This window comes from Xanthomonas sp. NCPPB 2586, assembly GCF_041475775.2.
Taxonomy (GTDB): domain Bacteria; phylum Pseudomonadota; class Gammaproteobacteria; order Xanthomonadales; family Xanthomonadaceae; genus Xanthomonas; species Xanthomonas campestris.
Window position 1 is genome coordinate 2,571,266 of record NZ_CM192981.1, and the last position, 14,078, is coordinate 2,585,343.

A 14,078-nucleotide genomic window follows, 5' to 3' on the forward strand; every position below is an offset into this window, starting at 1 on the left:
AGACCACTGATTGGATAAGCAGCCTTTTTTCGTCGCGCGGAAAAAATGCCTCATCGTGTCTCGAGACAATGGAATGCACGCCTCGCTACAGAACCCCAAAGGCTGAATCAGCACTTCCCTTTGATGTCGATCACGCGATAGTGTGATCTTCACCACGGAGCTCAATAGCATGACGCGTTCGTCAGACGAACAGGGACAGCAGCGGCATCTGGAGTGGCGCGATACACCGACCGATCTGGCCGGCATGGAGCCTCTCGATCAAATTGCACGTTTGGTGTGCCATTCGCTGGGTGCTGCCGCTGCCGCGCTGACGATTACCGAATCCGGGCGGCGGCGTGTGTTGGCGGCGCATGGCATTGCACCGGACCAGGCCATGCAGACCGTGGCGGCCTTTGAAGACAACGGCGCGCACGACGCTGAGCATGAGGGACTTGCCGTGGCGGTGCTGCCTGCAGTCCGGCTCGGTGAGACAGCGACCGCCGAGCCCGCACGCTTTGCTGCCTGTGTTCCCATTGGTGCACCGCAGACAGGCGTCTACGGCACCTTGTGCGTTCTGGATGCCTACGAACGGCGCCTGGACGTGCAGGAGCGCCAGCAACTGCGCATGTTCGCCAATGTGGCGGCCGCACAACTGGAGCTGCAGTTCGGTGCCGGCCGCCGCGAGCCGCATAGCGGCCTGCATAACGCCCGCCAATTGCAGGCCGACCTGGACACGCTCGCCTACGGCAACCACGCCATGCCAGTGCTGGCGGCCTTCATCGAGATCTACGACACGCATGCGGCCAACGAGGCGCGGCAGGCGCTGGGCATGCAGCCCATTGAAGAGCTCGTTCGCCATGCCAGTTATGTGCTGACGCGCGCACTGCGCGGCAAGGCCACCGTGTATCACGTGGCACCGATGCGGTTTGCCTTCTTCCTGCTGAATTCTGCCGCCGATGAAATGGAAGACCTGCTGCTGGATCTGCGCGACATGCTGCACGCGCCAGTGGATGCGGCTGGCATCCCTATGTCGCTGACCTTCCATGCCGGCGTGGTGAAGTTCCTGCCGCGTCAGCCCGACACCGGCGATGTGATGCGCAAAGGGCTCGTTGCTTTGGGCGATGCGGTGAGCCATCACGCGATCCTGTGCTGGTATAGCGCGGCGCACGACGACGCCATCCAGCGCTCGTATCGTCTGGCACTGGATGCAGAAGCGGCATTGGAGGCGGGCGATTTTCGCCTGGTGTTCCAGCCACGTATCAACCTGCTGGACCTGTCGGTGACCGGCTTCGAGGCCCTGCTGCGCTGGAAGCACGCAACGTTGGGCGCGATCGGGCCCGATGAATTCATTCCCTTGTTCGAAAAAACCGCGCTGATGTGCACGGTCACCGAATGGGTGATCGACCATGCACTCCGGCAACTGTCCGCGTGGCGCGCTGGCGGCCTGGATTTCTCGCTATCGATCAATCTGTCTTCGCGCGACTTCGGCAACGTCAATCTGGCCTCGGACGTGATCGACCGCTGCCAGGCCCTGGGCATTCCTACCGAACGGATCGAGCTGGAAATCACCGAAGGCCGCTGGTTGCGCAGCAATGTGCAGGCCTTGCCACGCTTGCGTGCCCTGCGCGACGCCGGCGTCAGCGTCGCGATCGATGATTTTGGCACCGGCTACAGCAACTTCGGCTACCTGACCGAGCTCCCCGTCAATGTGCTCAAGCTCGATCGCTCGCTGGTGACCGGCATCGCCGATCAATCCGGCATGCAGCTGCGTGCAGAAGCCGTCGTGCGGCTGGCCAGCGCACTCGGCTATCGCACCGTGGCCGAAGGCATCGAGCACGCCGACGAAATTGCGCTGCTACGGAGTTGGGGCTGCGACGAGGCGCAAGGCTTTCTGTTGGCCAGGCCGATGGAAGCCGGGTTGGTGCCAGCCTACGTGGCGCAGGCGAGCACCGCGGCAGGCCTGCCGTAACCGCTGTGCATCAGCGCCGCGCGCATATTCCGTTGGCCGCGCAATGTGCACGGCCTGGTGATGCCGCATCAGGTGTTGGCCAACGCACAATCCAGCGCGGCGCAGATCGCCACCACCTGGGCCAGGTTGCACTGCGCCGGCGTCGTACGCGGGCTGTCCGGGTACACCTCGGTGGTGGTGCGATAGCGCGCCTCGGTGACACCGGCGCACAAGCCGAGCCGGCGCACCGGGTAGTTGATCACGCCCTCGCCCACCACCGGCGCGCCGATGATCTCGCCCTGTGCATCGGCTGGCGCGATATGGGTCACCTGTGCCACCGCTGCAATCACCGCCTGCTGAAATGCCGGCTGCGGGTCGTCGCTGTCACCCACCAGATAGAAGCCGTCCGGGATGCTGCCGGGCACGAACGGCACGCCATCGCGCGCGGCCAACGCCGGGCGGAACTCGGTCTCGTCACTGTCGGTGGTTTCGTGCAGATCGATGTGCAGCAACGTCGTACCGGTGACGGTGGTCACCAGCTGCATGAGCGCTGCCGATTCCGCCGCAGGGCTGTTGGGCCGGAAGGCGCGATTGGGATCGATCGCCTCGGCATTCCAGCGCTGGATGCGCTCATAGCCCCACGGGTTGACGCAGGGAGCGACCAGCAGATTGATGCGCCCTGCATACGCTGCTGCGCGCTCCTGCAGGAATTGCAGTGCGCCCAGTACGCCACTGGTTTCATAGCCATGCACGCCACCGGTGACCAGCGCCCATGGCAAGGTGGCATCCCAGTGCGGGGTACGCAGTGCCATCAGTGGATACGTGTCCGCGCCCTGCCCGATAACGCCGTACTGCGTGCACTCGAATGCACCGGCGAGTGCGGCGACCGGCTGCAGCACGTCATCTGCATAGACCCGGCGGCGGACTTGCCGCGCACGCCACTGCGCACGTTCTGTCTCGCCCCAGGCCTGGCCGGGGCTGCCGATGGGATACCGCGTTTGCTCTGTCATTGCCGGGTCCAGTGCAGGAAGACCGACAAGCGTAAGCGCTCGCATGTCTCTGCGGAACCCACCGGCGCGGGTGGACCAATAGTGAGGCGAAGGCCAAGGTGACGGCTGGCCGCGCCTGTTGGCATGACTCGCGTTGCTTAATGCTGATCTTCCTGCGTCAGCAACGCGCCGTCTTCGACAAGCGCGCCGTGTTCGACCGGGCGCTGCAGTGAGGTCAATAAGGCGCTGCGCAACACATCCGCATAGCCGCGGTATTCCTTAGCACGCGCGGCATACAGCGAGGCAACCGATGGCTGGTGAACGCGGTCGTCCCCGGCCATCCGGCTCACCAATTCGGCGCGTTCTTCGATCACGCGCAAGGCCACGCGCAGCGCCTCATCCACCGAGCCTCCCTTTGCGGACATCAGTGCGGGCGCGGTGTAGCCATGACCGACCTGGCAACGAAAACGCAGCGTCCCCGGTGTATGCAGCTTGGTCAGCACCCCGCCACACGCCGGGCAGCTGAGCGCCACCGGCTCCCCCAGCTGCGTCATCACCTCGGTGGTGGACGGCTGCCCGCGCGCGATCGCGACCTCCAGCTTGAGCGCATCCGACGGCGCAATCGGCCAGGCCGCCGGTTCGCGCACCAGATCGGTGATGACCGCACCCAGGGCCGCGCTGGGTGCCACCACGTCCGGGGTGAGCGCACGCAGCGCATTGCGCGGCATGTCGTCGGCGATCGCATCGTCTGGGTCCTGCACCGCCACCGCGCCACCGCAGGCCTGGATGGCTTCCAACCCGGCGCAGCCATCGTTGAGCATGCCCGACAGCAGCACCCCCAACGCGCGTGCGCCGTGTGAGACCGCAACGGAGCGGAACAAGGCATCGATCGACGGCCGCGACATGTTCTCGCGTGGCCCGCGCCCCAGCACGACGTGCATGCCATCGACCATCAGGTGGGAGTCCGGCACGGCCACATACACCGCACCCGGCACCAAGGGCACGCCATCACTGGCCACGTACACCGGCAAGCCGCGCACTGCGCTGCGCACCATCTCCACGATGCCCGTGCCTTGCGGCGACAGATGCAGCACCACCAGCACCGCGGCGGGAAGATCGCGCGGCAGGTCTGCCAGTAGCGTGCGCAGCGCCTGGCTGGCGCCCGCCGACCCGCCGATCGCCACGATGTTACGGTTATTTTCAATCGTCACTGGTCACTCCCATGCTGTCGCACATCACTATTGCCGAGCTTTCTTCTAGAGGGTGTGGAAGCAGACACGAGTTAGGTGTGTATCGATTCGGGTCTGCGGTGCGGCGAGGATGGCGAGCTGCTGCTGACCACAGACCATGCCGATTGCGACGCACATGTACGGCGTCATGCGTGTGGTGCGCTGCGCTGTCTCCGCAACAAGATGGAATTCCATAACAGCAGCAATCGAAGATTTTGGAACGCGTATTGCCCGCGTATTGCGTCTACCGCTTGGCCGCGTGATCCCGTATGCGTACATTGTTAGCCAAAACGCACAGGGCCCCGCAATGCAGGGCCCTGTCTGCCATCCGGCACCAACACGTTGGTGCACCCATGCGATGCGGTTACTTCTTCGCGGTAACTCCGGGCGTTGCATCACGCACCAGGAATTCTTCGGTCAGCTCCGGCAGGTGTTCCAGCAGCCACTTTGCCATGGCTTCTTCCTGCGGAAGGATCTGCTCGCACATTCGCTGGGTTTCGACGTCTCCCACCGTTTTTGCAGCACCCAACAGCGCGGTGTACGTGGCAATTTCCAGATTCTCGAACACGTAGCTGGCCATCGCGCCCTTGACGATTTCGTCCGAGGTGGTCATGCCGCCCATGGCTTGTCCAAAGGCAGCCATCTTGCCCATCGCGTCCTTCACCACCGACGGCGAGCCGCCCAGGCGCTCGATGCTTGCCTCGACCAACCGCTGCTGCCCCAGCGTTTCTTCCAGGTGCTGCTCGATGCGCGCTTTGAGCTTGGGGTAATGCTCGATCCGCGCGGCCTGAGCCTTGAGCATCTGCTCGGCCTGCTGCTCCATTGCATGCGCGTCGCGCAACCAGTCCATCAGGTTTTCACGGGGTTCGGCCATGCGGGGTCTCCTGTTGTCTACGATGGATCCAGGCTGCCCGCGCTGCGATGAAAGGCGCGGCTGCATCGAGTGAACGGCGTGTGCGTCGTCGACAATGGCTTTACATGTGCAGGCTTCGTTGCGCGCACGCGGCAAGTACCGCGCGAGGTCGTGCGTCGTGTCTACATGCTCGTTTGATGGCGCGCTTCACTGGCTTGTCGCTGCCTACAGGGCGCACATGGCGTCCCGGCGCAATACTTCCCACGCAAGCGATCGTCTCCAAGCGCCTTGCGCTGCATTCGCAGGAGCACCCCCGGGCCTATTCCGCCCTTACGGGCAATGGCGTCACAGCGATCCGCCCCAGCGCAACTGCCTTCGCGGGCACTGCGTCGCACTGGGCTCGTCGCGCGCCACAAGCGCGGCCACGCGAGGCATTCGGTGGTGTGTGCATGCTTTGCACAGTTGGTTGCGGAGGCCAGAGTGATCGCGACAAGTTCGCCTGCAATCGATCTCTCAGCACGAGACGGTGTGCAAAATTTGCCGACCTGACATGGATGCCTTGCGCATCAACAGGTTGGCAAGCGCAAGCGTACTGCATCACGGATCATGGCGCTGCCTGCATCCATAAGCTGCAATCGATTGCGGCTGCCAGCAATGCGAAAGTGCCGGCAAAACGCGTCTTTTCAAACACTGACGGCCCCGTGTCCGAAGCGCACCGGGGCCGGTTTCCATTGCTGACACAAGACCCGGCACGCATTGCCGCGTGCCGGGTGACTTATGCGGATTCTTCCTGGGGCTTGGCCTGCTTGGAACGACCGCCCTTGCTGCCGATACGCGACATATGGTCACGATCACGACTCACGGCCTGGCCACCCTTTCGGCCTGCTTCGCGCGCTTCGTCGCTAGTAAATTCGTGCGCATTGCCACTGGCATGCGCCGCCTTGCCACCACTGCTCGCCAACAAACGGCGCTTCTCCGGATCCAATGCGGCAAAACCGCGCCGGCTGCGAGTTGCGTTCTGTCCGTCCTCCACTGTGCCTCCTCTCGATGCGTCGATGACTACGTCACTGGGTATAGGAGGTACCGCAACTATCGTGCCAACCCTCAAACCCACGCATTTCGGTGTGGCGACGACCAATGCAGGCAAAAACGGCTGCGCTCGCTGTGCAAAAGTTGCACACCTGCCTCTACGCGGCCCGACCCCAAAGGGATAGCGCTACCACGCACGCGCTGATCCGCACCGCTTAGAGCAGGGTGATCTCCTGCGCGCGCACGATCAGCTGTTCCTGGTGGAAGCGCTGCTCCAACTCCGCGCGGTAGCTGCGCCACCAGCCGCGATCCAGGTCATCGGCCATCACTTCGTAGATCACCAGGTCGTCGTGCACCAGCTGCGCGCCCTGCTCCTGCCACGCGCCATGCACCGGTGCCCGGGTGTAGGCAGTGATGCCACCAAACTGCATGGCCAGGTGGTGATGGACCTCGTCGAACATTGCCTGCTCAAAACGCACGCCATTGTTGTCGGCGAGCGGCAGCAGCACCTGGATCAGGAACATGCGGCGCCTCCCTGCGCAGAACCAGCTTGACTGGAAGCACCTGCATGGTCGGCGGCCCGCGCCTCATCACCCAGTAGCGCTGCCACATGCTCGGCAAGGCTCAGGCAGGCAGTCAGTCAGGCCAGGCGACTCGATGCCGAACAGGTTCACCAGCCCCGCCATGCCGTGCAGCGCCGGCCCATCGATCCGGAAGTCGGCGGCCGGCTCGCCGGGGCCGCTGATCTTCGGGCGCACACCGCAGTAGCCAGGTTGCAGCGCGTCATCGGGCAGCGCTGGCCAGTAACGGCGGATTGCCGCATAGAAATGCTCGGCGCGCGCCGGCTCGCAGTGATAGTCGGGCTGCGCCACCCACTCCACATCGGGGCCGAAGCGTGCACGCCCCTGCAGATCGAGCGTCAGGTGCACGCCCAAGCCACCTGGCTCGGGCAACGGATACACCAATTGATGAAACGGCGACCGCCCGGCCAAGGTGAAGTAACTGCCCTTCGCATAGTGCGCGCGCACGCGCGCAGTGGCTGGCAGGCCTTCGGTGCGTGCGGCCAACGGCGGCGCACCGTGACCGGCAGCATTGATCAACCAGCGGCACGTCAACCCCATCGCGTCGCCGCCCGCCGTGCAGATGCGGAAGCCGGCAACCAGCGGTTCGATCGACTGCACCGGCGCGCGTAACGCCAGCGTGGCGCCATGTCGCTCGGCATCGCCCTGCAAGGCCAGCATCAATGCATGGCTGTCGATGATGCCGGTGGTGGTGGATTCCAGCGCAGCCACGCAGCGCAGCGCAGGTGCGCGCGCCTGCATCTGTGCACTGCTCAATGGCACCACACCGGGTGCGGCGCTGTCGGTTGCATTGCGCTGCAACGCCTCCAGCTGCGCGGTCTGCGCCTGATCGCAGGCAATGATCAACTTGCCGCAGCGTTGATGAGGCACATTGCGTTGGCGGCAATATGCATACAGCAATGCGTTGCCGCGAACACACAGCTGCGCCTTCAACGATCCGGGCGGGTAATACACCCCGGCGTGTATGACTTCGCTGTTGCGCGCACTGGTGCCGGTGCCAATGGCCGATGCGGCTTCGAGTATCAACACCTCGTTTCCCTGCATCGCAAGCTGTCGTGCAATGGCCAGGCCTACAACGCCGGCGCCCACCACGATGCAATCCACGTCGTGCATGCGTTCGTCCAGTTCGAGACCGCGCAAGTGTAAACGCACACCAGATCGTCACGCATTGTCGCGACTGGTATCACTGTTCGCTTACGGAGATTTTCTATATTTAGGCTCCGTTAGCCAATGATTCACGGTTGTCTAGGGCCAACAAACTTTTATCTAACTTTTGTCGACGTGCGTTGCTCCACCCCACCCGGCCGTAGCGTTCGCTGCGGATCGGTCCGGAGAAGCGTTGGCGTCAAGGAGTTGCAATGCCTGCGGCCCGGTCAGTGCTGCTGTCCTCGAACTATGAGGCATGGCCCGAAGCGTTTAATGGGCAAGCCTATGCGTTTCTCAATGTGGTGCGCAGCCTGGAGCATGCCGATGTGGTGTGTCCGCCTGCGGCCGCGTATGCCAGCGGGCGCGGCGTCAACCCGAGTGTGTCCTATCTGCTCAACGAGCTCAGCTACCGCGGCGTATCCGCGCTGCGCCGCTTGCGCGGCCAACCGGCCGCATCCAATGCGCAACGGTGCGAGGTTGAGCGCGATTACGATCTGTTTTTCTACGTATGCCAGTTTCCTCGAGAGTTGAGCACGCTCAGCCGCATTGGGCACTGGCAAGAACGCTGCCGCACGCGCGTGGCCTATTTGCTGGAAACCTGGCCCGAGCAACTGGAATCGCAAAGGTCCGAGTTGCGCCTGCTGGATGGGTTCGATCACGTGTTTGTACTCAATGCCAGTTGCGTGGAGCCGTTGCGCGCGTACACGCGCACGCCGGTGTCGTTTTTGCCCAGCGCCTGCGATGTGTTGCTGGCCACGCCGATGCCGCATCCGCAACAGCGCTGCATCGATGTGGTGAGCATCGGCCGCCGCAAGCCAGACGTGCACGACAAGTTGTTGGCGCATGCGCAGGCGCACCCGGAATTCTTCTACCTGCACGATGTGGTGCGTGGCGGTGCCGTAACGCACTGGCCTGCCCACCGCCTGCAGTCGGCGGCGATGATCAAGCGTGCCAAGTTCTTCATGGCCCACGACTTCGTGGTGGACAACAAAGGCTTCTTCAAAGGCGTAAAGAAGCAGGCCCTGGCCACACGCTATTTCGAAGGCGCCGCCGGTGGTGCCGTCATTGTTGGCTCCGCGCAGCGTTGCCCCGAGTTCGCACAGTGCTTTGACTGGGACGATGCGGTGATCGAACTGCCGGCAGACCTGGACGATATCGGCGGGTTCCTGCGCGCGCTCGAACAGCAGCCGGAGCGGCTGGCACGCGCGCGCCTGCACAACACCGTGCACAGCCTGCGCCGGCACGATTGGGCGCACCGCTGGGCGCAGATCCTGCAGACCCTGGACCTGCCGCGGCCCACATTGATGGCAGAGCGCATGGCGATGCTCGACACGCTGGCCACCATGGCCGAGCAGACCGCCGTGTCTCCGTACATCGCCCACAGCGTCAGCGCCTGACAGTCACCCATACAGCGCCAGCACCACCGGCGCGAAAGCCCAAAGGAAAGGCAGATGAAGGCAGTGATTCTGGCTGGCGGCCTGGGGACGCGCATCTCCGAGGAGACCGCCATTCGCCCCAAGCCCATGGTGGAGATCGGCGGCAAGCCGATCCTCTGGCACATCATGAAAATCTATGCGCATCACGGCATCAACGAGTTCGTGGTGTGCCTGGGGTATCGCGGTGAGGTGATCAAGGATTTCTTCATGAATTACCACATGCGCGAATCGGATGTGACCTGCGATCTGGGCAGCAACACCACCACCTTGCACAACACCCGCGCCGAACCGTGGCGGGTGACGCTGGTGGACACCGGTGCGCAGACCATGACCGGCGGCCGCCTGCGCCGCGTGCGCGAGCACCTGCACGGCGATGAAGCCTTTTGCATGACCTACGGCGATGGCGTGGCCGACATCGATATTGGCGCCGCCATTGCGCTGCATCGGCGCGAAGGCCGTTTGGCGACGGTGAGCGCGGTGCAACCGCCGGGCCGGTTCGGGGCGCTGCGCGTGGAAGGCGAACAGGTCACCGGCTTCCGCGAAAAGCCGCTCGATGGCGACGGCCTGATCAACGGCGGTTTCTTCGTGCTCGACCCGCGCGTCATCGACGTGATCGAAGGTGATGCCACGGTGTGGGAGAACAGCCCGCTGGAAACCCTGGTCGACCGCGGCGAACTGAGCGTATACCGGCACGAGGGCTTCTGGCAGCCGATGGACACCCTGCGCGACCGCAATTATCTCGAAACCCTCTGGTCATCCAATCGGGCGCCCTGGCGCGTCTGGGAGTAAACACATGCGCATCTTGATCACCGGCAACATGGGCTATATCGGCCCGGTGGTAGCACGACACCTGCGGCAGCACTACCCGGACGCGTGGCTGGTGGGCCTGGATCGCGGCTGGTTTGCGCATTGCCTGTCCGACCCGCGCCAGCTGCCCGAGGTGGTGCTCGATCAACAATGGTTTGGCGACGTGCGTGATCTAACCGCGCAGCAGTTGAGTGGCTTCGATGGCGTGGTGCATCTGGCGGCGATCTCCAACGACGCCATGGGCAAGCGCTTCGAGCAGGTCACCGATGCCATCAATTGCCGCGCCAGTGTCGCGGTAGCGCAGGCCGCTGCGCAGGCCGGCGTCAAACACTTCGTGTTCGCCTCCAGTTGCAGCGTGTATGGCGCCGCCGCAGACGGCACACCGCGTTCGGAAAGCAGCGCAGTGGCACCGCTTACCGCCTACGCACATTCCAAGATCGATACCGAGCGCGCCCTGGCCCAGCTGGAGACCGACATGGTGATCACCTGCCTGCGGTTTGCCACCGCCTGTGGTGCATCGCCACGCTTGCGGCTGGATCTGGTGCTCAACGATTTTGTTGCCAGCGCAGTGGCCAATGGCACGGTGGAGGTGTTGTCGGATGGTTCGCCCTGGCGGCCGTTGATCCATGTGCGCGACATGGCGCGTGCGATCGACTGGGCGCTGGGCCGTACCCCATTGGCGGGCGGGCGCTTTCTGGCCGTCAACGCCGGCGCCGAGCAGTGGAATGTGCAGATCCGCGATCTGGCGCAGGCAGTGGGCGCGGCGATGCCATCGGCCACGGTGTCCATCTCTACCACCGCACCGGCTGACAACCGCTCGTATTGCGTGGATTTTTCGCTGTTCCAGCGCCTGGCGCCACAGCACCAGCCGCAGCAGACATTGCAGTCCACCATTACCGAATTGCGCGATGACCTGCTGCGCGCCGGCTTTGCCGATGGCGACTTCCGCCAAAGTTCGGATTTCATCCGCCTGCGCATCCTGCAGCAGCTGGTGGACAGCGGCGCACTCGCTGCCGATCTGAGGGCGGCGGCATGATTTTTCGCCCCACGCCGTTGTCTGGCGCCTTCATCATCGAGCCCGAACCGCGAGGCGATGCGCGTGGATGGTTTGCGCGGGTGTTCTGTACCCAAGAGATGGCCCAGGCCGGGCTGGTTGACCAGTTCGTGCAGGTCAACAACTCCTTCAACGCAGAGGCTGGCACCTTGCGCGGCATGCACTATCAGCTGCCGCCCGCGCCGGAGGTCAAGATCGTGCGCTGCATCCGCGGCGTGCTGTGGGATGCCATCGTCGACCTGCGCCCGGATTCGCCCACCTACCTGCAGTGGTACGGGGTCGAACTCACTGCCGACAACCGCCTGGCACTGTATGTGCCGCGCGGGTTTGCGCATGGCTTCATCACGCTGCAGGCGCAGACCGAAGCGCTGTATTTCGCCAGTGCGATGTATACGCCGGCTGTCGAGCGCGGCTTGCGCTGGAACGATGCGCGCATTGGCATCCGCTGGCCGTCCACGCCCGCACTGGTGTCCGACAAGGACGCCGCCTGGCCGGAGTTCAATGAGCAGGTGCATGGCGTGACCCAACTGACCGGGCTGACTCAACAGGAGCGCGCATGAGCGTCGATCGGTTGTTGCAGGCGCGTGCCGCCGAAGGCCGCCCGCTGCGCGTAGGGCTTTACGGGGCGGGATTCATGGCGCGCGGCATCGTCAACCAGATCGCCCACGCCGTGCCCGGCATGCGCCTGGCGGTGATCTGCAACCGCAGTGTCGATAAGGCGATCGAGGCCTACCGCCAGGCCGGCCAGCAAGCCATCCGCGTGGACGATGCGGCCGCCCTGTCGCGGCAGATCACCGCCGGCACACCGGCCGTCACCGACGACCCCGCGCTGCTGTATGGCTGCGATGCGCTGGATTGCCTGATCGATGCCACCGGCGCCATCGACTATGGCGCGCGGATCAGCCTGGGCGCCATCGCCAACGGCCGCCACATGGTCACCATGAATGCCGAGCTCGATGGCACCGTGGGCCCGCTGCTCAAGCGCAAGGCCGACGCGGCGGGCGTGATCTTCAGCGCCTGCGATGGCGATCAGCCCGGCGTGCAGATGAATCTGTACCGCTTCGTGCGCTCGATCGGGCTCACGCCGCTGCTGTGCGGCAACATCAAGGGCCTGCAGGACCCGTATCGCACGCCCACCACCCAGGCGGGATTTGCGGCCAAGTGGGGCCAGGACCCGCACATGGTCACCAGCTTTGCCGATGGCACCAAGATCAGCTTCGAGCAGGCGATCGTGGCCAATGGCACCGGCATGTCGATCCTGCAGCGTGGCATGAGCGGTTACGAACACCACGGCCACGTCGATCAGCTGACCCAGCGCTACGACGTCGATGCACTGCGTGCGGTGGGCGGTGCGGTGGATTACGTGGTGGGCGCCCTGCCCTCGCCCGGCGTGTTTGTGCTGGCCACGCACGACGACCCCAAGCAGCGGCATTACCTTAACCTCTACAAACTCGGCGAAGGCCCGCTGTACAGCTTCTACACGCCGTATCACCTGTGCCATTTCGAAGTGCCGCTGTCGGTGGCACGTGTGGTGCTGCTGGGCGATGCCGTGCTGCAACCGCTGGGCGCACCGCTGGTGGAGGTGATCGCCACTGCCAAGCGCGATCTGGCAGCGGGCGAAACCATCGATGGCCTGGGTGGCTACATGAGCTACGGCCAATGCGAGCGCGCCGATGTCACCGCGCGCGAGCGCTTGCTGCCGATGGGCGTGGCCGAAGGCTGCGTGCTGCGGCATGCGGTGACCAAGGACCAGGTACTCACCTACGACGACGTCCAGCTGCCGCAACACCGCCTGATCGATCAACTGCGCGCCGAGCAGGCCGCAGTGTTCGCACCGGCGGGGCTGGCCGCATGAGCGCGGCTGGCTGAGCCGCAGCACCGCCACGCAGAGCGCGTGGCAGTGCCACCCGCATGGTCTCGGTACCCGCCCGTTCCACCATCCGCGTGCTGCAGGCCGGGCGCGCGCTCGCCGCGTTGATGGTGGTGGGCAGCCACATGCTGTTGCCCACTACGCACTTGGTGGAACCCGTGCCGGCGTGGCTGGCCGCAGCCATGGCGCACGGCTATCTGGGCGTGGATTTCTTCTTTGTGCTGTCCGGTTTCATCATCTACTACGTCAACCATGCCAGCGCGGCGCTGCCCGGCTGGAGCCATGACTACGCCACCAGCCGGCTCAGCCGCATCTATCTGCCGTACTGGCCGTTGGGTATTGCTTTGGCGCTGATCTACACACTGCTGCCGGCGCTGGACGATGGTGGTCTGGACTGGTCATGGGTCACCACGCTGACGCTGCTGCCGGTAGGCGGGCAGTCAGCACTCGGCGTGGCCTGGACGCTCAGTTACGAGTTGCTGTTCTACGCGCTGGCGTGGGTGTTCTTTCGCAGCGGCTACCCATTGCGCTGCGCACTGGCCTGGGCTGCGCTCACCCTGCTCTACAACGCATTCCTGCACGCCGCCGCACTGCAGCCCGTCGACGCGCGCGGCGCTGGCGCATGGGCCGCCCCGTTCGAACAACCCGTCGATCTCTCCTGGCGTGCGCTGCTGCTCCACCCGATCACGCTGGAATTCGTGTTCGGCATGCTGGCCGCACGCGCAGTGTTGAGCACAGCGCGCTGGCCGCTGCTGGTGTGTGCGCTGCTGGCGCCACTGGCCTTGCTGTGCTTCGTGCTGGGCGGCCTGCAGCGTGCACATTCGCCGCTGCTCGGGCTGGCGATTGCCGCAGCGCTGGTGGGGCTGGTGCGTGCCGAATGGCGCGGCTGGATCCAGATTGGGCCGGCGCTGGTGCTGCTCGGCAATGCGTCCTATGCGATCTATCTGGTGCACATGCCGCTGATGTCGTTGGTGGCACGTGCCACGCGGCGGCTTGGGCCCGCCGCGACCTGGCAAGTGAACCTGCTGCTCAGTGCAGCTGCAGCGATTGCGCTCGGCGTCGCGTATCACCTGTACTACGAACGCCCCGCGTTGCGCCACGCACGGCGGTTGCTGTCACGCCGCTAACAGCAGTGCAGCAGCCCAACACGGCGCACT

12 protein-coding genes and 1 pseudogene are annotated in these 14,078 nt (G+C 64.6%); 7 read left to right on the plus strand and 6 right to left on the minus strand.

What is annotated here, in order from left to right; translation table 11 throughout:
* Window positions 1–244 precede the first annotated feature (244 nt).
* Window positions 245–1,948 carry an EAL domain-containing protein gene (locus tag ACCQ09_RS11015; RefSeq protein ID WP_372386288.1) on the plus strand — a complete coding sequence of 568 codons (1,704 nt, stop codon included), beginning with the start codon at window positions 245–247 and terminating at the stop codon, window positions 1,946–1,948.
* A gap of 68 nt (window positions 1,949–2,016) precedes the next feature.
* Here ACCQ09_RS11015 and ACCQ09_RS11020 read toward each other — a convergent pair whose 3' ends face one another.
* The 6 genes and pseudogenes from ACCQ09_RS11020 to ACCQ09_RS11045 all read right to left on the minus strand — a co-directional run bounded on the left by ACCQ09_RS11020 (window position 2,017) and on the right by ACCQ09_RS11045 (window position 7,721).
* Window positions 2,017–2,937: a M14 family metallopeptidase gene (locus tag ACCQ09_RS11020; RefSeq protein ID WP_040941302.1), complete on the minus strand. Its 921-nt coding sequence runs from the start codon at window positions 2,935–2,937 to the stop codon at window positions 2,017–2,019.
* 137 nt (window positions 2,938–3,074) lie between these two features.
* Window positions 3,075–4,127, minus strand: a complete 1,053-nt coding sequence (locus ACCQ09_RS11025; protein WP_040941303.1) for a chemotaxis protein CheB — start codon at window positions 4,125–4,127, stop codon at window positions 3,075–3,077.
* A 382-nt stretch (window positions 4,128–4,509) separates the two neighbouring features.
* Window positions 4,510–5,019, minus strand: a complete 510-nt coding sequence (locus ACCQ09_RS11030) for a ferritin-like domain-containing protein (RefSeq protein ID WP_011037183.1) — start codon at window positions 5,017–5,019, stop codon at window positions 4,510–4,512.
* Window positions 5,020–5,773: 754 nt separating this feature from the next.
* Window positions 5,774–6,031, minus strand: a complete 258-nt coding sequence (locus tag ACCQ09_RS11035) for a KGG domain-containing protein (RefSeq protein WP_012438401.1) — start codon at window positions 6,029–6,031, stop codon at window positions 5,774–5,776.
* A gap of 211 nt (window positions 6,032–6,242) precedes the next feature.
* A complete protein-coding gene (locus ACCQ09_RS11040) occupies window positions 6,243–6,551 on the minus strand; it encodes a hypothetical protein (protein WP_040941304.1) in 309 nt (102 codons plus the stop codon).
* A pseudogene (locus tag ACCQ09_RS11045) lies at window positions 6,542–7,721 on the minus strand (NAD(P)/FAD-dependent oxidoreductase). The gene ACCQ09_RS11040 and the pseudogene ACCQ09_RS11045 overlap by 10 nt, the downstream one beginning before the upstream one ends.
* A 245-nt stretch (window positions 7,722–7,966) precedes the next feature.
* Here ACCQ09_RS11045 and ACCQ09_RS11050 point away from each other — a divergent pair.
* Genes ACCQ09_RS11050 through ACCQ09_RS11075 form a run of 6 tightly spaced genes read left to right on the plus strand, consistent with a single transcriptional unit; the run spans window position 7,967 to window position 14,048 of the window.
* A complete protein-coding gene (locus tag ACCQ09_RS11050) occupies window positions 7,967–9,151 on the plus strand; it encodes a glycosyltransferase family protein (RefSeq protein ID WP_040941305.1) in 1,185 nt (394 codons plus the stop codon).
* Window positions 9,152–9,205: 54 nt separating this feature from the next.
* A complete protein-coding gene (gene rfbF / locus ACCQ09_RS11055) occupies window positions 9,206–9,979 on the plus strand; it encodes a glucose-1-phosphate cytidylyltransferase (RefSeq protein ID WP_040941306.1) in 774 nt (257 codons plus the stop codon).
* Between the two features lie 4 nt (window positions 9,980–9,983).
* Entirely contained in the window at window positions 9,984–11,033 is a 1,050-nt protein-coding gene (locus ACCQ09_RS11060) for an NAD-dependent epimerase/dehydratase family protein (RefSeq protein WP_040941307.1), read from the plus strand.
* Window positions 11,030–11,611: a dTDP-4-dehydrorhamnose 3,5-epimerase gene (gene rfbC / locus ACCQ09_RS11065; RefSeq protein ID WP_040941308.1), complete on the plus strand. Its 582-nt coding sequence runs from the start codon at window positions 11,030–11,032 to the stop codon at window positions 11,609–11,611. The genes ACCQ09_RS11060 and rfbC overlap by 4 nt, the downstream gene beginning before the upstream one ends.
* Window positions 11,608–12,906, plus strand: a complete 1,299-nt coding sequence (locus tag ACCQ09_RS11070) for an NAD(P)H-dependent oxidoreductase (protein WP_040941309.1) — start codon at window positions 11,608–11,610, stop codon at window positions 12,904–12,906. Before rfbC ends, ACCQ09_RS11070 begins: the two co-directional genes overlap by 4 nt.
* Before the next feature lie 56 nt (window positions 12,907–12,962).
* Window positions 12,963–14,048 (plus strand): acyltransferase family protein, encoded by a 1,086-nt coding sequence (locus ACCQ09_RS11075; protein WP_012438394.1) that lies wholly within the window; start codon window positions 12,963–12,965, stop codon window positions 14,046–14,048.
* Window positions 14,049–14,078 lie beyond the last annotated feature (30 nt).